The sequence below is a fragment of the Allosaccharopolyspora coralli genome, from assembly GCF_009664835.1.
Lineage (GTDB): Bacteria > Actinomycetota > Actinomycetes > Mycobacteriales > Pseudonocardiaceae > Allosaccharopolyspora > Allosaccharopolyspora coralli.
Map to the genome: position 1 here is coordinate 1,497,138 of NZ_CP045929.1, position 15,476 is coordinate 1,512,613.

20 protein-coding genes, 1 tRNA gene and 1 pseudogene are annotated in these 15,476 nt (G+C 67.4%); 15 read left to right on the forward strand and 7 right to left on the reverse strand.

Going from position 1 to position 15,476, the window contains the following annotated elements:
* The first annotated feature begins 165 nt into the window (after nucleotides 1–165).
* The 3 genes from GIY23_RS07175 (at nucleotide 166) to GIY23_RS07185 (ending at nucleotide 1,310) form a co-directional block, all read left to right on the forward strand.
* On the forward strand, nucleotides 166–600 hold the full coding sequence (locus GIY23_RS07175) for a DUF3052 domain-containing protein (RefSeq protein WP_154075934.1): 435 nt from the start codon (nucleotides 166–168) through the stop codon (nucleotides 598–600).
* A 139-nt stretch (nucleotides 601–739) separates the two neighbouring features.
* Entirely contained in the window at nucleotides 740–1,201 is a 462-nt protein-coding gene (locus GIY23_RS07180; RefSeq protein WP_154075935.1) for a peroxiredoxin, read from the forward strand.
* Nucleotides 1,202–1,238: 37 nt separating this feature from the next.
* A tRNA-Val gene (locus GIY23_RS07185) sits at nucleotides 1,239–1,310 on the forward strand.
* Nucleotides 1,311–1,442: 132 nt separating this feature from the next.
* On the opposite strand, the gene GIY23_RS07190 is transcribed toward GIY23_RS07185, so the two are convergent.
* From GIY23_RS07190 to GIY23_RS23465, 3 genes are all read right to left on the reverse strand, one after another.
* Nucleotides 1,443–1,772 carry a hypothetical protein gene (locus GIY23_RS07190; RefSeq protein WP_154075936.1) on the reverse strand — a complete coding sequence of 110 codons (330 nt, stop codon included), beginning with the start codon at nucleotides 1,770–1,772 and terminating at the stop codon, nucleotides 1,443–1,445.
* Between the two features lie 436 nt (nucleotides 1,773–2,208).
* Nucleotides 2,209–2,805 (reverse strand): DUF4190 domain-containing protein, encoded by a 597-nt coding sequence (locus GIY23_RS07195; RefSeq protein WP_187352055.1) that lies wholly within the window; start codon nucleotides 2,803–2,805, stop codon nucleotides 2,209–2,211.
* 293 nt (nucleotides 2,806–3,098) lie between these two features.
* Nucleotides 3,099–3,521, reverse strand: coding sequence for an MmcQ/YjbR family DNA-binding protein (locus GIY23_RS23465; protein WP_154075938.1), 423 nt, complete (start codon nucleotides 3,519–3,521; stop codon nucleotides 3,099–3,101).
* A 130-nt stretch (nucleotides 3,522–3,651) separates the two neighbouring features.
* Here GIY23_RS23465 and GIY23_RS22630 point away from each other — a divergent pair, with 130 nt between their 5' ends.
* Entirely contained in the window at nucleotides 3,652–3,933 is a 282-nt protein-coding gene (locus GIY23_RS22630) for an alpha/beta fold hydrolase (protein WP_187352056.1), read from the forward strand.
* The gene (locus GIY23_RS07205) at nucleotides 3,930–4,844 is read left to right on the forward strand and encodes an alpha/beta hydrolase (RefSeq protein ID WP_187352057.1); all 915 of its coding nucleotides are present in this window, start codon (nucleotides 3,930–3,932) and stop codon (nucleotides 4,842–4,844) included. The genes GIY23_RS22630 and GIY23_RS07205 overlap by 4 nt, the downstream gene beginning before the upstream one ends.
* A gap of 62 nt (nucleotides 4,845–4,906) precedes the next feature.
* On the opposite strand, the gene GIY23_RS07210 is transcribed toward GIY23_RS07205, so the two are convergent.
* Nucleotides 4,907–5,605, reverse strand: coding sequence for an IclR family transcriptional regulator (locus GIY23_RS07210; RefSeq protein ID WP_187352058.1), 699 nt, complete (start codon nucleotides 5,603–5,605; stop codon nucleotides 4,907–4,909).
* 62 nt (nucleotides 5,606–5,667) lie between these two features.
* On the opposite strand from GIY23_RS07210, the gene GIY23_RS07215 reads away from it, so the two are divergent.
* The 6 genes and pseudogenes from GIY23_RS07215 (at nucleotide 5,668) to GIY23_RS23200 (ending at nucleotide 9,568) form a co-directional block, all read left to right on the forward strand.
* Nucleotides 5,668–6,426, forward strand: coding sequence for an alpha/beta fold hydrolase (locus GIY23_RS07215; RefSeq protein ID WP_154075941.1), 759 nt, complete (start codon nucleotides 5,668–5,670; stop codon nucleotides 6,424–6,426).
* Entirely contained in the window at nucleotides 6,426–7,667 is a 1,242-nt protein-coding gene (locus GIY23_RS07220; protein ID WP_154075942.1) for a cytochrome P450, read from the forward strand. The genes GIY23_RS07215 and GIY23_RS07220 overlap by 1 nt, the downstream gene beginning before the upstream one ends.
* A gap of 162 nt (nucleotides 7,668–7,829) precedes the next feature.
* On the forward strand, nucleotides 7,830–8,516 hold the full coding sequence (locus GIY23_RS07225; RefSeq protein WP_154075943.1) for a TetR/AcrR family transcriptional regulator: 687 nt from the start codon (nucleotides 7,830–7,832) through the stop codon (nucleotides 8,514–8,516).
* A 222-nt stretch (nucleotides 8,517–8,738) separates the two neighbouring features.
* A pseudogene (locus tag GIY23_RS22790) lies at nucleotides 8,739–8,897 on the forward strand (TetR family transcriptional regulator); the annotation flags it as partial.
* A gap of 34 nt (nucleotides 8,898–8,931) precedes the next feature.
* The gene (locus GIY23_RS22795) at nucleotides 8,932–9,225 is read left to right on the forward strand and encodes a TetR family transcriptional regulator C-terminal domain-containing protein (RefSeq protein WP_222850259.1); all 294 of its coding nucleotides are present in this window, start codon (nucleotides 8,932–8,934) and stop codon (nucleotides 9,223–9,225) included.
* 208 nt (nucleotides 9,226–9,433) lie between these two features.
* On the forward strand, nucleotides 9,434–9,568 hold the full coding sequence (locus GIY23_RS23200; RefSeq protein ID WP_267313238.1) for a hypothetical protein: 135 nt from the start codon (nucleotides 9,434–9,436) through the stop codon (nucleotides 9,566–9,568).
* 171 nt (nucleotides 9,569–9,739) lie between these two features.
* Here the strand turns inward: GIY23_RS23200 and GIY23_RS07235 are convergent, their stop codons facing one another.
* Nucleotides 9,740–10,150: a VOC family protein gene (locus GIY23_RS07235; protein WP_187352059.1), complete on the reverse strand. Its 411-nt coding sequence runs from the start codon at nucleotides 10,148–10,150 to the stop codon at nucleotides 9,740–9,742.
* A 55-nt stretch (nucleotides 10,151–10,205) separates the two neighbouring features.
* On the opposite strand from GIY23_RS07235, the gene GIY23_RS07240 reads away from it, so the two are divergent.
* Entirely contained in the window at nucleotides 10,206–10,934 is a 729-nt protein-coding gene (locus GIY23_RS07240; protein ID WP_222850260.1) for a PIG-L deacetylase family protein, read from the forward strand.
* 191 nt (nucleotides 10,935–11,125) lie between these two features.
* Here GIY23_RS07240 and dapA read toward each other — a convergent pair whose 3' ends face one another.
* Nucleotides 11,126–12,034, reverse strand: a complete 909-nt coding sequence (dapA, locus tag GIY23_RS07245; protein WP_154075946.1) for a 4-hydroxy-tetrahydrodipicolinate synthase — start codon at nucleotides 12,032–12,034, stop codon at nucleotides 11,126–11,128.
* A gap of 71 nt (nucleotides 12,035–12,105) precedes the next feature.
* Here dapA and GIY23_RS07250 point away from each other — a divergent pair, with 71 nt between their 5' ends.
* From GIY23_RS07250 to GIY23_RS07260, 3 genes are all read left to right on the forward strand, one after another.
* Entirely contained in the window at nucleotides 12,106–13,023 is a 918-nt protein-coding gene (locus tag GIY23_RS07250; RefSeq protein ID WP_154075947.1) for a LysR family transcriptional regulator, read from the forward strand.
* 357 nt (nucleotides 13,024–13,380) lie between these two features.
* Nucleotides 13,381–13,860, forward strand: coding sequence for a hypothetical protein (locus GIY23_RS07255; protein WP_154075948.1), 480 nt, complete (start codon nucleotides 13,381–13,383; stop codon nucleotides 13,858–13,860).
* A gap of 359 nt (nucleotides 13,861–14,219) precedes the next feature.
* On the forward strand, nucleotides 14,220–14,801 hold the full coding sequence (locus GIY23_RS07260; RefSeq protein ID WP_154075949.1) for a TMEM165/GDT1 family protein: 582 nt from the start codon (nucleotides 14,220–14,222) through the stop codon (nucleotides 14,799–14,801).
* A 13-nt stretch (nucleotides 14,802–14,814) separates the two neighbouring features.
* On the opposite strand, the gene GIY23_RS07265 is transcribed toward GIY23_RS07260, so the two are convergent.
* Complete coding sequence (locus tag GIY23_RS07265) at nucleotides 14,815–15,390, reverse strand: hypothetical protein (RefSeq protein WP_154075950.1); 576 nt, start codon at nucleotides 15,388–15,390, stop codon at nucleotides 14,815–14,817.
* Between the last annotated feature and the right edge of the window lie 86 nt (nucleotides 15,391–15,476).

Here is a 15,476-nt window from a genome sequence, read left to right on the forward strand (position 1 = left end):
CGTAGCCGTGCGACTACAGTCCCCCGTGCGAACGCGTCGGCGTGTCGTACCCCTGTGCAGTTGCGCGGGTGCGGGTCGGCAGTGTTCGCTGTCGGCCAGATCGTTGAAACGTGTGCGGCGCCGGACGGCGTTCGTGCCAGTGCTAGCTGGAGGAGTGAGAAAGCCGTGGTGGCCCCGGGAGACGCCGGCAAGGGCGAGGTCGACGTCGCCGAAATGCTCGACATCGAGCCGGACATGGTGGTCCAGGAGATCGGGTGGGACGAGGACGTCGAGGACGACGTCCGCGCCGCGATCGAGGAACGGTGCGGGGGTGAACTCCTCGACGAGGACGCCCAGGAAGTGGTGGACGTCGTGCTCCTGTGGTGGCGCGACGAGGACGGCGACCTCACCGACACGCTGCTCGACGTGATGACCCCCCTCGACGACGAGGGCGTGATCTGGGTCCTGACACCGAAGACCGGCCGCGACGGCTACGTCGAACCCAGCGACATCGCTGAGGCCGCGTCGACGTCGAACCTGGCTCAGACGTCGAACGTCAGCCTCGGGGAGCGGTGGACCGGCACGCGGCTGGCTTACCGCAAGGCGAAGACGAAGCGCTGAGAAAGAGCTCGGGCTCCGGCTGCGTGGACGCGCCGCCGGTGCCCGTGTATGCGTAAGCGGTGTAGGTTCGCCCTGTGTGTCCGGCGCGATCGCGTCGGACACGAGTGGGAACAATCGCCGAGGAACACGAGGGGTGAACATGTCGGTCGAGGTCGGCGCCCAGGCGCCGGACTTCACGCTGCCGGACATGAACAAGGAGCAGGTCTCCCTGTCCGGGTTGCGCGCGGAGAAGAACGTTCTACTGGTGTTCTACCCGTTCGCGTTCAGCGGGGTCTGCCAGGGTGAGTTGTGTCAGGTTCGCGACGAGCTCGCCGAGTTCCAGAACGACAAGGTTCAGGTCGTCGGTGTCTCGGTCGACACGCCGTTCGCGCTGAAGGCGTGGGCCGAGCAGCAGGGCTACACTTTCCCGCTGCTGTCGGACTTCTGGCCGCACGGCGAGGTTGCGAAGGCCTACGGTGTGTTCAACGAGAAGGCAGGCATGGCGCTGCGCGGCACGTTCCTGATCGACAGCGCGGGCGAGGTCGTCTTCTCCGAGGTCAACCAGCCCGGCGAGGCCCGGGATCAGGAGGCATGGAAGAAGGCCATCGCGGCACTTCCTTGATCAGTCCACCGGTGCCCGTGTCCGCGGGCACCGGCCGGGGCGCATAGCTCAGCGGAAGAGCACTCGCCTTACAAGCGAGGGGTCGTTGGTTCGAACCCAACTGCGCCCACCCCTGTGACCAGGCATGGAAGCCTGGCGTTCCAGTCAGGAAAACGCGCCAGCCGTTTCCCGCCGCCGACGCAGACCAGCCACCGGCGGCGCGACATGAGGCTCGACTACGCAGATCAATCCGCGAAACGGTTCAACAGTATTGCTGGACAAGGTCGGCCGGGGCCACGTCGTAGAAGCCAGGATCCGAGCACTTCTCGTCCATGAAGTCCGTCCCGGGCGCTTCTGTCGGCTCTTGCTCGCTGTAGGAGTCCTCCTGCTGATACCCCGGGGGCTCGACCGTTGAACCCCCGTTGCCATACGGGGGGTAGCCGCAGAGCGCCGGGTTGTCCCACCGATCGGTTTCGGTGTTGCACAGGCCGTCGTCAGTCCCCGGGGTCGAGTCATTGCCGACGACACCGGTCTCCGGCGCGACCGTCTCCGGTTCGATGAGATCGCACTGGATCTTGGTTTTCTCGTCCATGTCGGCAGGGTCCAGCCCGCAGTTGTCGGTGGGAGCTTGCTCCTCCACGGGGGCCATCAGTTCCGGCGCCGGTGGAGGAGGCGGAGGTGCCGGAACCTGCGTCGTCTCAGCAGGGGGGCGCGGCGGCGTGTCCTCCACGGCGCTCGTGCACCCTGAGAGGGCCAAGATTCCTCCGGACAGAAGTGCGACACACGATAGGTACTTCATTTCGACCCCTCGATCAGGTCAGAACTGATCTTTGTAACGGGCATGTCAGACCGCTGGGCACTCGCACGTTGTGTTGGGGGACCAGGGGAAGTGATTTCTTGCGGTAGTGGCTACCCCAGAAACGACATCTGTGATCGTGTCGTCAACCTGTTTCGGAGAAGGAGAGATTTCAAGCTAGGGGTCATTGGATCGAGCCCAACTGTCCCCATCATCGAGTGGAACGTCGACGTCAGTACATCTTCGAGCAGGCGACAGTGGCGAACTCGCCGCTGGCCTGCTTGTCGTCGACGACCTCGTCGCCGCGGAACAGCGTGCAGCCGACTTCGCCCGTACTGGGGCCGCCGTTGTTCATGTAATCGTCCATGCTGGGGGAGCGGCTCACCGATACCGAGACGAACCCGGATTCCAGATCGATCGTCTGCGCTCCCGTCACGGTGTTGCTCGTGGTGCCTTGGCCGTCGGTCACCGTGACCGAAATTTCTCCCTCTCCCCAGATCTCGGCACGCGCGGACTGCTCGTCGGGGACGGCGGGAGCCGCCGGCTGTGCGCCCTGAACAGGGGCGGCGGCGCCGGCGGGTTGCGGCGGCGCCGGCGGGGCCGTCGAGCCGATCGCAGCCGCCCACGCCATACAGATCACGAGTCCGACGGCGGACAGCGCGGTTCCGGCGATCGCGACTCCTCTGTTGCTCGCCGTGCCCTTGCTCGCACGAACGATTCCCAGGATTCCGAAGATCAATCCCAGAATGACGAGGGGCCAGGCGATCACGCCGATGATAGGAATGACGGAAAAAACGACGCCGATGATTCCCAGAACGAGTGAAGTCACGCCGAAACCGTTCTTCGGGACGGAGATCGGAAACGGCGGTCCAGCGGGTGATGTCGTCATGGTGTCCCCCGATTCGATTTTGGCTCGTCCCAGGTGAGAGCTTACTGTAGAGCCGTCGATTCGAGCCGTCAACGACCGGTGGAAAATGACTCGGTGGGCCGACAGTGAGAGAATCACCGACAGGGCCAGATCGGGGGATTCTCTATCTCGTATCCCGCCGTGAGATGCCCAGCACGATCATTCGGTGGAGTTGTCCACAGGGCGGGGCGGTCGGAGTGGGTTGTTGCTTGGGGTCACCGCGCGGTGGGGTGGGTGTCAAGCCAGCGTCGGGCTCGGGTGGGGGAGGCGCGGGAGAGCCAGGCGTCCTCGACGAGTTCGGTCAGCTCGGACAGCGTGATCTCGCCCAATCGGCAGGCACGCACGAGCACCGAGGGATGGTCGTCGAAGTGTGGCGTGGTGAAGTGAGGTGTCGTCGGATCCTGCACCAGCGCGAGTTTGTCGGACTCCGACGGCACCCAGAACATGATCACGTCCGGGTAGCGCTCGCCGGTGTGCGGATCGACGGCGTCGGGGCGCGGTGTCCGGAAGAACACGAACGACTTTCCACCGACCTGGTAGACGGGGTTGCCCTTCGAACCGTGCTCGACGGTCACGTGTGGCATGGCATGCGCGAGTTCGTGGACATCCTGGACGCGAGCCGGGCGCGGAACTGCCATGAAATGAGGGTACGAGTCATTCGGTCGAACTGACGGTGTCCCTACGGGTCGATGACGTCCGACACCTGCCGGGCTCCGCAGTGCGCCCGTAGACTCGAAATCGAACATTGTGGACGAAACGGGGGGCGACATGACTGACGAGCCGCGGTGGGTACGGCGGGCGAACGTGCGCAGGGTTCGACGGCCGTTGGTGTCCGGCAGCTTCGAGCTCGCCTACGTGCGGACGGGCGGCGCGGACGGCGTTCCCGTCGTCCTGGTCCCGGGAGGCCCCGGCTTGGCTTCGGTGCTGCCCTACTGGAATCTGCGCTCGAAGGCGACCGCGCGTGGGCTCGACGTGATCATGATGGAGCACCGTGGCGTTGGACTGTCCCGACAGGACACGGCGGTCGTGATCTTCCGCGTGAAGCCGTGACGGTGATCGAGGCGGCGGACGATCTCGCCGCTGTTCTCGACGACTGCGGCGTGTCCCGTGCGGTGATCTACGGGACCTCGTACGGCTCGTATCTCGCTCAGGCCTTCGGCGTGCGACACCCGGATCGGGTCGCGGGCATGGTGCTGGACTCGACGATTCTGGAAGCCGACAAGAACGAAACGTCGAAGACGAATATGCGACGGCTGTTCTGGGACGGGAACGAACCGGAGACCAAGGGGGTCACCGCCCAGCTCCGATACCTCGTCGAATCCGAGGCCGTCCCCGTACGCCAGACCGGACCCGTCGTGCAGACGACGTACGAGTTCGGCGGCCTCGCGGTGCTGGAACGCATGGCGGACAACGTCCGCAGCGGCCGGCTCGGAACGTGGAACTGGGTGGCCGGGCTCGGTGAGCGCGAACTGACGTCGGTTACGCGACACGTCATGGAAGGCGATCTCGTCGCAGGCATCGCCTTCGGCGAGCTCGGCTTCGGACTCGGTTCCGACGGACTGCCGCTGGACCCCAATGTGCGGTTCGGCGAGCTCGCCGCCGACGCCCCGCCGTTCATCGGGGAGGCATTCGACCTGCCCGCTTCGTTGCCGGAGTTCGACTGGCCCACGGCTGTGGTGTCGGGTGAGCGGGACATGCGGTCACCGCGGGTGAACGCTGAGCGCGCGGCCGAGTTGATACCGGGGGCGACGCTGGTGCCGTTCGACGATCTCGGGCACAGCCTCCTCGACACTCACCCGCTTGCAGCTCTGCATGTCGCGCACGCCGTCGCGGTCGGCGCGCAATCGACGCTGCCGGAACTGGCACCGCGCATCGCCGCGTTGCCCCGACACGGATCGATGGCGTGGCTCGGCCGCCTCATCGACGCCCGTGTGCGTGCGGAACGTCTGCTGCCGAGATAAGAGGCCGCGACGTGAGGTTCCGCCACGCAATCACCAACGCAGCACCCCTGAAGGCTCAGGCGTCACGTGTCGACTTCCTCGGCGATCGTCGCGGCAATCTCCCGGAGTGTGGGCGCGATCGTCGTCGCGTCGAGCTGGCTCAACGCGACCACGCCGATACTGGCGCCTGCGTGCCCGGACGCGTTCGGCAGACGTGTCGCCAGACCCCACGCACCGGGCTCCAGCTCTGCGGTGGTCGTCGCGTAGCCGCGCGTGCGCGCTCGAGTGACCTCGGTCCGTTCGCCCTCGACCGCAGGGCGCCCGGCGAGGATCGCGAGTCCCGCGGCGCTCACCGTCAACGGATGGCGTATCCCGAGCCGGTAGCCGACGTGCAGCCGCGCGTTGCCCGGTTCCACCACACACGCGCTGACGGCGTCGTCCTGGTCGGCGACCGCGAGAAACGCCGTCGCGGCAACGTGTTCGGCGAGTCGGGTCAGGTGTGGCTCGGCGGCTCGTCGGAGGTCGGCGCGGACGGCTGTGGCGAGTTCGAGCAGGCCGAGGCCCACGCGGTGGTGACCGTCAGCTCCGACAGTGACGAGGTTGTGCGCACGCAACGTGCCGATCAGCCGGTACACGACCGTGCGGTGCAGGCCGAGTTCCGTCGCGATCGCATTGATCCCGAGGCCCTGGCGATGGTGCCGCAGCAGTTCGAGCACGAGCAGCCCGTTGCCCAAGGTCTTCGAGTACGCGCGCGCGTTGACACCCGATGTGCCCTGCGTCACTCTTGTCTCCTCGGGGTGCGAAAGAGGCACTGAAAGAGCGAATGTAGCACGCGGAGGCACATATGGCAGGCGCGTACGAGCGCCACGGGGACGGGCCGCACACCGTCCTGGTGCTGCACGGCTGGTTCGGGGCGGCATCGACTTGGGGTGCGCTGCGCCCCCACCTGGACGGTGAGGAGTTCAGCTATGTGTTCGCGAACTACCGGGGGTACGGCGGGCGGCAGGACGTCGCCGGGGAGTACTCGATCGCGGAGTCGGCGCGAGATGTGCTCGCCGTGGCCGACGAACTCGGTGTCGGGTCGTTCTCCGTCGTGGGTCACTCGATGGGCGGCAGCGTCATGCAGCGGGTGTTCGCCGACGCGCCGGACCGGGTGCGTTCCCTCGTCGGGATCTCGCCGGTTCCTGCCAGCGGTGTCCCGTTCGACGACGAGACCTGGGGTTTGTTCTCCGGTGCCGCCGACGATCCGGCTCATCGTCGGGCGATCGTCGACTTCACCACCGGCAACCGGCTCACCGGCGTGTGGCTGGACGCGATGGTGAGTCAGTCGGCGCGCAACTCGACCCCCGAGGCCGTTGCCGGTCATCTGCGCGCCTGGGCGAAGACGGACTTTCACACCGAGATCGCGGACAGTGAGGTTCCGATCAAGGTGATCGTCGGCGAACACGACCCGGCGCTCGGCGAGGACACGATCCGCGCCACGTTCGGGCAGTGGTATCCGAAGCTGGAGCTGGAGGTCATGGCGAACGCGGGCCACTACGCGCCGGACGAGACGCCGGTGGCGTTGGCGACGTCGATCGAATCGTTCCTTCGGGAGAGGTGATGACCGCCGACGTCTTCGATCCCAGGGTTTTCGCCGACGGACTGCCGCACGAACGGTTCCGGCTGCTCCGGGACACCGCACCGGTGAGCTGGCAGGAGGAACACGAGGTACTCGGGTGGCCTTCCGGGCCCGGGTATTGGGCCGTGACGCGTCATGCCGACGTCAAGCACGTGCTGCGTACACCCGAGGTGTTCTCGTCGTGGCTCGGCGCCACCCAGATCCGGGATCCCGACCCGGACGATCTGGACTTCGTCCGCCGGATGATCCTGAACATGGACGCCCCGGAACATCAGCGGTTGCGCCGGGTGGTGGCAGGCGTGTTCACTCGGCGCCGGCTCGAACGGTTCGCCGACCGGATCGCCGCCCGTGCTCGGAAGCTTCTCGATGCTGTCGCCGACCGGGGACGCTGCGATCTACCGGTCGAGGTGACCGACGACTTCCCGCTGGTGAACCTGGCCGAGTTGCTCGGGGTTCCTTCGTGGGATCGGGACTTGCTGCTGGGCTGGACGAATCGGGTGATCGGATACCAGGACCCGGAGCACGCCGAGGTGGTGCGGGACGAGCACGGGAACCCGATCGACCCGCGCTCACCGGCGCTGTTGGGGGACATGTTCGCCTACGCGCAGGAACTCGCGGAGCACAAGCGCGCGCATCCGCGTGACGACCTCATGACGGCCCTGGTTCAGTCCGCTGTGGATGGACGAAGTCTGACCGACGCCGAGCTGACGATGTTCTTCTTCCTCGTCGTCATAGCGGGAAACGACACGGTGCGCAGTGCGCTGCCGGGTGGAGTCCTCGCGTTGACCGAACACCCGGTGCAGTACCGGAAGTTGCGTGAACACCCGGAACTGGTGCCCGGCGCGATCGAGGAAATGCTGCGCTGGCACCCGCCGGTGCTGAGTTTCCGGCGCACCGCGACTCAGGACACCGAGGTCGCGGGCGTGCGGATCCGCGAGGGCGACAAGGTCGTCGTCTATCACGCCTCCGCGCACTTCGACGAGCGCGCGTTCCAGGATCCGTTCGACTTCGACATCACCCGCGAACCCAACGATCACCTCGCGTTCGGCCAGGGGCCGCACCTGTGCTTGGGGGCGCACTTCGGCAGGTTGCAGCTGCGCGTGTTCTTCCGGGAGCTGGCGCGTCGGATCCCGCAGCTCGACCTCGACGGTTCGCCGACGAGGCTGACCTCCAACTTCATCAACGGCATCACCCATCTTCCCGTCCGTTGGAGTACGCGATGAACCGCTCCGGACTGCGAATCTCCTGACGCTGCAGGCGCCGGTGTCGTGGCGCCGACTGGTGAATGTGAGTTCACGGCGAACGACGTGTGGTTCATCCGGCTCCGGCGGCTCTCGTCGAGTGGCTAGAATGAACGTCGATTCACCGGAGGGAACGGAGGCCGAATGGGGTCCACGCGCCGTGCCACCGAGGTCGACCCGGACGCGGCGGCCCGTGCGGTCCGTGTCGAGCAACGGAGCAGGCAGCTGCTCGACGCCGCGGCACGCCTGATGGAACGCGAGGGTTCGCAGGCGGTGTCGATGCAGGCCGTCGCCGACGAGGCCGGGGTCAGTGTCGGCCTGATCTATCGGTACTTCGGTGGCAAGGACGAGCTCCTGCTGGCGGTGATCGTCGACGTCCTGGACACTTTCGCGTCCCGGATTCCGGCCGCGCTCGAGGCTGCGGAAGCGGACCCGGTGCACCGGCTCGCCGCCGCCTTCCGTGCGTACTGCGAGGTCATCGACGAGCATCGGCACGCGGCCGTGCTCACCTACCGGGAGAGCAAGAGTCTCGGTGTCGAAGGCCGGGAGAAGATCAAGGACCTGGAGATCAAGACCAGTGAGCCTCTGCGGACCCTGCTGCGGCAAGGAATCGACGCGGGGACCGTCGTCGACGTCGACGTCGACCTTGTCGCCTACAACATGCTGCTGCTCGCGCACGGGTGGGCGCTCAAGCACTGGCACTTCGAACGGTCGCTCGGGCTCGACCAGTACGTGCGTGAGCAGACCGCGCTGATCCTGCGCGGGCTGGTCGAGCCACGGCGCAGCCGCGACTACCGCTCGCTGCTCGACCCCGTCGCCCCGGAGTTCTGAGCGTCTGGCGGGTCCTGGTCCTGCCCTTTCGTTGCCACGAGCGTGATCAACGGTGGCCACGGTGGAGCTTCGTCGAGTGTGCCGCCGCGTCCGTCGAGCAGCTCGACGGACGCGAAGACCTTCCGCATGTGCGGCACCACGTCCGCACCGGTACCTCCGGCAAGGCGTCGAATCGCCGTGCGCAGGAGTCGAATCACACCCGCCTGTATTGATGAGGTGTCGATGCCTAAGCAGGTCGACCACGAGGGGCGTCGTGCGGCTCTCGCCGAGGCCGCCCGGCGGTTGCTGCGCCACGACGGTCTGGAAGCCGTGACGATGCGGCAGGTCGCGACCGAGGCCGGGGTGTCGCTGGGGCAGGTCCAGTATTACGTCGCAGGTAAGGACGAGCTGGTGCGGTTCGCCTTGGATCGGGTGAGTGCGCAGGTCGAAGCGCGTCTCGCAGACCGCCACCTCGACACCGCTTGCCGCTCCACTGCGGGAGCACTATGCGGGGTTGGCATCGTTCGTTGCGGCGCAGATCGAGAGAGCCCAGCAGAGCGGCATGGCCGCGACAGCGCGCGAACCGAACGAGGAGGCGGCGGCACTGCTCGCGTTGGTCGACGGGTTGTCCGCGCACGTGCTCCTCGGAGCACGATCTCCGGAGGATGTCCGCCGGGCTCTCGAGGCGCACGTCGACGCGCTCTTCGGTCCGGCTCGACAGTCACGGTGACCACGTAGCCGGCCTGGCTGCCCTCGCGGCTCCGGGTTGCCTGATCAACCGGACAGAGCGGAGCGCCACCCGTTCGGGGGTATTGGTGTAACCGAGGGAGCGGTTCCGGCGACATCCGTATTGAGCCCTCGCCATGTCCGGTCGATGTCGATGATGCCACGACCAGTCTCCGTGGCTCTCGTCTTCGATCCGTGTGGGGAGATTCGTCGTGTTGCGTGCCGTGATGAGCATGATCGTCGTCGCTGCCGGTGTCGGTGGCTACTGGGCCGTGCATCGGCTCGGCCGCTTCCTGGACGAGCCACGGCCGGTGGAGCCGTCCCGCGCCCTGGCTCTCGTGAGCTGATCGCGACGGACGCTTTCGGGGGCCGACCACAACACCAGAGCCGGGGCCGCTCGGCCGCGGTCGGCGGAGCGCTTGTGCGACGACACTTCGCGCGGGGTGGCCAGCCACCGCGGTACGTCGAGCCGCCGCTGTTCGGTCGTGGATCACTGCCGAACTCCGAGGCCGATGACATCACCGGTGATCCTGCGATGAGTCCTGGCGAAGATCAGCTCGCGGGGGCGAAGAACTCGATCGGGATCCCGTCGGGATCATGCGCAGTGAGGTGTGTCCCCAGGTGTCGGTCACCGAATTCGGTGGGGATGCGCCTGCCTCGACCAGTCGTTCCCGCCATCCGTCGAGTTCGTCGGCTGCCACGTGGAACGCGAGGTGATCCAGGCCGACGTTGCGGGGATCGAACCGATCGAGCCCGCCCGCGTGGGCGCGCAGCCCCAGGCGCAGCCTCGGTGTCGCCAGCACGGAGAACCGTCCGATCTCGTCCTCCCCGGAGAACAGTTCCTCCGCTCCGAGCAGTCGCGTGTAGAAGACGCGGCTTCGCGCCACGTCCGTGACGCTCAGCGTGAGATGCCCCAGGATGGCCGACACAAGGTCCAGGGTAGAACGTCGAACTCGTGGACGTGGTGCGCGACGGAGGTGCCGGATGGCGGAGTGGGAACCGATGCCGACCGAGTGGAGGCGGGCGCTGGCCGTCGTCGCTCATCCTGATGACTTGGAGTACGGAGTCAGCGGGGCGATCGCCAAGTGGACCGACGAAGGGCGTGAGGTCTCCTATCTACTGGCGACGCACGGCGAAGCAGGCATCGACGCACTCGACCCCGCCGACTCGGCGGAGGTGCGCGAGCGAGAGCAGCGCGCGGCCGCCGACGCCGTCGGTGTGTCCACGGTGGAGTTCTTGGAGCATCGGGACGGTGTGATCGAGTACGGACCCGCTCTGCGCCGGGACATCGTCGCCGGTATCCGGCGGCACCGGCCCGAGCTCGTGCTCACCATCAACCATCGCGACACCTGGGGCGGAACCGCGTGGAACACGCCCGACCATCGCGCGGTCGGCCGCGCCACCCTGGACGCCTGCGGCGACGCGGGCAACAGGTGGATCTTCACCGAGCTCATCGACGACGGACTGTTGCCCTGGGACGGAGTGCGGTGGGTGGCGGTGGCCGCCACGTCGAGCCCGACGCACGCCGTGGACGTCTCGGACACCGTCGAACGCGCCGTGCGGTCGCTGCTCGCGCATCGCACGTACGTGGAGTCGATCAGCGACGAGTCACCCGAGGACTACTGCCGCAGTGTGCAGGATGCTGCTACCGGTGCAGGGGCGGAACAGTTCGGCGGGGTCCCCGCCGTCGCCTTCGAACTCTTTGCCCGCTGATGAGAACTCCTGATGGAAGGTCTTGTTCGGTGGTTCCTGGCGGCCCCTCAGCCTCAACGCCCTCCTCGCTGCGGGGCGACCTACGCGGCGACAATCGCTGTCCTCGCGAGGAGGGCGCTGAGAACCCGCCGGTGATCCGGGTGGGCACGTGGTTCCTGCTCAGCGGTTTCGCAGCCCTCACTTCCCGCTGATCAACCGGCCAGCAGTGCGGTCTCGGTGCAGTGCGTCAGCGCACGCTGCACCGAGACCTCGCTCGCGGGCAGCAGCGGCAGCCGGACGTCGGCGGTCGGGATCCGCCCCAGCGAATGCAGCACGCCCTTGAGCACCGTCGGGTTCGGTTCCGCGAACAGCGGCGCGGCCAGCCTGGTGAGTTCGTTGCCGAGTGTCCGCGCTCGAACGATGTCGCCGTTGTCCCAGGCCTCGACCAGCTCGGCGAATTCGCGAGTGCGCAGGTTCGACGACGCCGTGATCCCCCCGTGGGCACCGGCGGCGAGCATCGGAGAGGCCGCCATGTCGTCGCCGCACAGGACCGAGAACCCGTCCGGCAGGTCCGAGAGCAGGTCCATCGTGTCGGCATCCACGCCGCCCACCGCCTGCTTGACACCGACGACGTTCGGCAGCGACGCGAGCCTGCGCAGCGCGGTCGCGCTGAGAGCCTGGCCGGTGCGGTAAGGGATGTTGTAGACGACGACGGGCAGGCTGCTGCGTGCCGAGATCTCGGCGAAGTGTGCGACCACACCGTCCTCGCCGGGACGGGTGAAGTACGGAGTCGGGACCAGGACCGCGTCCGCTTCGCCGCGCGCTTCCAGCACCTGAACCTGTTCGACGCTCGACCGGGTGTCGTTGGTGCCCGTCCCGACGATCAGGGTGGCGCCGTGCTCCCGGCATGCCGTCGAGCAGATCGCCACGACCCGCTGCTTCTCCTCGTCGGTGAGCGACGCGGACTCACCGGTGGTGCCCAGCGCGACGAGCCCGGCGGCACCGTCGACCAATGCATCGTGCGCCAGCTTTTTCAGTGCATCCAGGGCGAGCGAACCGGTCGCCGTGAACGGCGTGACGACAGGGACGAAGAGGCCGCGAAGCGGAGCACTGAGGTTCATGGCGACCACTCTGCCGCCCGGAACAATGCAGGTCTATTTCGCATTGGTTCATCAACACCTAAGCTGAACTGATGCTCGATGTCCGGCGGCTCCAACTGCTCCGCGAACTCGCCCATCGCGGCACCATCGCGGCCGTGGCCGAGGCGATGACGTTCACAGCTTCGGCGGTGTCCCAGCAGCTGTCCGTCCTGGAGAAGGAAGCGGGCGTTGCGCTGCTGGAACGCACCGGCAGGCGAGTGGTGCTCACGCCGGCGGGACGCGGTCTCGTCGACCACGCCGACGCGGTCCTGGCGCGGCTGGAACAGGCGCAGTCCGACCTCGCCAGCGCCCGCGAAGGACTCGGCGGCCCGTTGCGGATCGGCACCTTCCCGTCCGCCGGACGCACGATCGTGCCCGCCGCGCTCGCCGACCTGGTGCGGGATCACCCCAGACTCGAGCCGATGGTCGCCGACATCGACTCGGCCCGCGTCGCCGACGCGCTCCGCGCCCGTGAACTCGACGTCGCGTTGATCCACGACTACGACTTCGTGCCTGCGCCGCCCGACACCACAGTCGACACGTTGCCGCTGCTCGAAGAGCGGATGTATCTGGCGTCGCGGGCGGCGCCGGGGCAGCAGGCCGGGTCGGTGGCGACCGGAGCGTCGATCGCGGACCTCGTGCTGCCGTGGCGGGACGCGCCCTGGATCACCGCGATGCCCGGCACGACCGGTCACACCATGGCCCTGCGGACATGTCGAACGGCCGGGTTCGAACCTCGGATTCGTCACCACGTCAACGACTTCTCCGCCGTCCTGTTGTTCGTCGCGGCCGGACAAGGGGTCGCGCTGCTGCCGAGGTTGGGCGTGATGGACCCGCCGCCGGGAGTGCGGCTCACCGGACTGCCCGCGCATCGCCGGTCCAAAGTCGCCTTTCGCGGCGGCTCCGGTGAGCACCCTGCGGTACGGGCCTTCGTCGGATCCCTCCGAACCGCGATCGCCGATGTCCTGTAGGGGAACTTCTGACAGAATGCGTTGCTCGGCGGGTTGGGTGGCGGAACCCCAGGGCCCCGTGAATGTCGACGCGCGGCAGCCCCCTACTGGAGACGCGCTTCAAGGCGCTGCGCCGCTACCGGGACTGCCCGTGACGACTCGGCCAGGTCGTGGCCGCCGCGTTGGTCCTGCTCCACCGAGAACACCGCCGCACGACCTGATGATCACACCGTGATGATCAGTTCGGGAAAGTTCATTGTGCCTGACTGCAGCCCGCACTCCGCCCGACTGCTTGACCCGATCGGGGGTGCCGACACACGTTCGCCGCCGGTGATTGACGCCATCGGTTGCTCCGCGCCCGGGTCTACCGTCGTGTGCATGGATCTTCGAGACGAGGCACGAGCAGGCCACCACACGTTCAGCGTCACCGCGCAGCGGCAGCCGGAGCAGGAGGATCGACCCGCCTCGCTGGTGGTCGAGTTCACCGGAGCAGACGACGACGGACAGGTCATGGTCGAGGGTGCCGTTCACGTGGCCGTGGACGCGCTCGACGACACGGCGCAGGTGCTCGGTCGCACCTTGGACGGTCTCTCGGGGCTGCATGGGACGCGCCGGAAGACTCGCCGCACCGCCGGAGCGACGGCGCCGAACGCGGGTAAGCCATGGACCGACGACCTCAACGAGCAGCTGCGGGAGCAGTGGCTCGCCCGCGGCTCCGGCGTGCCCGCGACCGAGCTCGTCGGTGAACTCGCTCGTGGGTTCGGCCGTACGCGTCCCTCGGTGCGCGCCCAGCTCGCGCGCTGCGGCTGCGACCCGGACGTGCCCGGCAGGCTCCTCCCGAACGACCCGGATCCGTAACGCGAACGGAGGGTGGCCTCGCCACGGCCCCGGGATCGCCCGAACGAACGAAAGGGGAATTGTTCGGCCAAACATTTCTTGCGGCGAGGCGAAACGCATTTTTTCGCACGCCCGAGTGCGATATTCGATTTCACGAGACGAGGTGAATCGCTTGATTGTTCGCCGGTGTCGGGTAATCTCGCCCCGAGAAGGGGAGTAGCCCTCCAATATCGCGGTCGACATGCTGGCGCTCCGTTCGCGCCCGGCTGCGGAACCTCGTCGTCGAGGTGGGCGAGACCTTCGGCCAGGATGTGTTGTCACTGGCCGGAGAGTCTCGCGACCTCCGGCGAGGGCTGGGGACGAGAGGGCGTGGCACAGTCGTGTTGACCGGTTTCGCGGTGAGTTCGGCGGCGATATTCGTGGCCGAACTGGGTGACAAGTCTCAATTGTTGGCGATGACGTTCGCGACGCGGTATCGAGCGTGGCAGGTGTTGCTCGGCATCACGGTGGCGACGACGTTCGTGCACGCGCTTTCGGTCGCCATCGGATTCGGGCTCGGCGCGGCACTGCCGACGAATGCGATCGGAGTCGTCGCGGGTGTGGCGTTTCTCGGATTCGCCGTCTGGACGGCGCGTGGGGATCATCTCACCGAGTCCGAACGAGGCAGGGCACGGCGTTGGGCGGGCTCCGCGGTGCTGGCGGTGACCGTCGCGTTCCTGCTGGCCGAGCTGGGTGACAAGACGATGCTCGCCACCGTGACCCTCGCTACGCGGCACGACTGGCTCGGCACGTGGATCGGCTCCACCGTCGGCATGGTGCTGGCGGATGCCCTCGCACTCGTCGTGGGTCTGCTGCTGGGCAAGCACCTACCGGAGCGCGTCGTGCGATACGGCGCGGCGGGCCTGTTCGTCCTGTTCGGAGCGTGGCTGCTGATCGAGTCCGTGCCTCGGGCACTCGGCTGAGCGTCCTGCCGCGTCAGCACCCTTCGGTGATATAGCCCTGCTGGCAGCCCCACTCGTGTTGCTGCTGGCCACTCGTCGGCTCCTTGCCGCACGCCGTTCCGCACTGCTGGTATCCGTACAGCGAGTCGTAATCCTCTTCGCTGTACGGATAGCCGGTCTCCTGCCGGTACTGCTCGTACAGATCGCCGGGTGTCTGGTTCGTACCGGACGAGGAACCGGGTTCCGGCTCGGCCGGCACGGACTCCTCGCTGCCGAAACCTCCGAAGTCGCAGTAAGGACCGACGGGGCTTTCCGGTACGAGGACGTTGTTCCCAGTGCAGTTCGGCATCTCTTGCGCGGGAGTCGGCGCCGTGACCGACTCGGGGAGCAGACCGCACTGCACCTTCGTCGCGTCGTCCATGTCGGACGGCGCGAGACCGCAGTTGTCCGTCGGAGGAGCAGGCGGCGGCGACGGGACGGGAGGCGCGGGTGGTGGAGCAGGGGACTGCACGACCGTCGTCGGCGGCTGCGGGTTCGTGTCGGTCGCGGGTGCACCGGTGGTGCACGCCGTCGCGAGAAGGAGCGTCGCAGCGAAGACCAGGCCTCTCATGGCACCTCCCTGAGTGAGGAAGGTAGCGCGATCCTGCGCGCCCCGGAGGAACAAAAGTTCCTCTGAGCGTCTCGAGAATCCGATCC

Bases quoted from the DNA above. Each gene is read 5' to 3' on its own strand.
- GIY23_RS07265 (WP_154075950.1), bottom strand. From the start codon at position 15,390: ATGAGAGGCCTGGTCTTCGCTGCGACGCTCCTTCTCGCGACGGCGTGC.
- GIY23_RS23465 (WP_154075938.1), bottom strand. From the start codon at position 3,521: ATGGCAGTTCCGCGCCCGGCTCGCGTCCAGGATGTCCACGAACTCGCG.
- GIY23_RS07250 (WP_154075947.1), top strand. From the start codon at position 12,106: ATGCTCGATGTCCGGCGGCTCCAACTGCTCCGCGAACTCGCCCATCGC.
- GIY23_RS07215 (WP_154075941.1), top strand. From the start codon at position 5,668: ATGGCAGGCGCGTACGAGCGCCACGGGGACGGGCCGCACACCGTCCTG.
- GIY23_RS22630 (WP_187352056.1), top strand. From the start codon at position 3,652: ATGACTGACGAGCCGCGGTGGGTACGGCGGGCGAACGTGCGCAGGGTT.
- GIY23_RS07190 (WP_154075936.1), bottom strand. From the start codon at position 1,772: ATGGACGAGAAAACCAAGATCCAGTGCGATCTCATCGAACCGGAGACG.
- GIY23_RS07220 (WP_154075942.1), top strand. From the start codon at position 6,426: ATGACCGCCGACGTCTTCGATCCCAGGGTTTTCGCCGACGGACTGCCG.
- GIY23_RS07255 (WP_154075948.1), top strand. From the start codon at position 13,381: ATGGATCTTCGAGACGAGGCACGAGCAGGCCACCACACGTTCAGCGTC.
- GIY23_RS07225 (WP_154075943.1), top strand. From the start codon at position 7,830: ATGGGGTCCACGCGCCGTGCCACCGAGGTCGACCCGGACGCGGCGGCC.
- GIY23_RS07240 (WP_222850260.1), top strand. From the start codon at position 10,206: ATGGCGGAGTGGGAACCGATGCCGACCGAGTGGAGGCGGGCGCTGGCC.
- dapA (WP_154075946.1), bottom strand. From the start codon at position 12,034: ATGAACCTCAGTGCTCCGCTTCGCGGCCTCTTCGTCCCTGTCGTCACG.
- GIY23_RS07180 (WP_154075935.1), top strand. From the start codon at position 740: ATGTCGGTCGAGGTCGGCGCCCAGGCGCCGGACTTCACGCTGCCGGAC.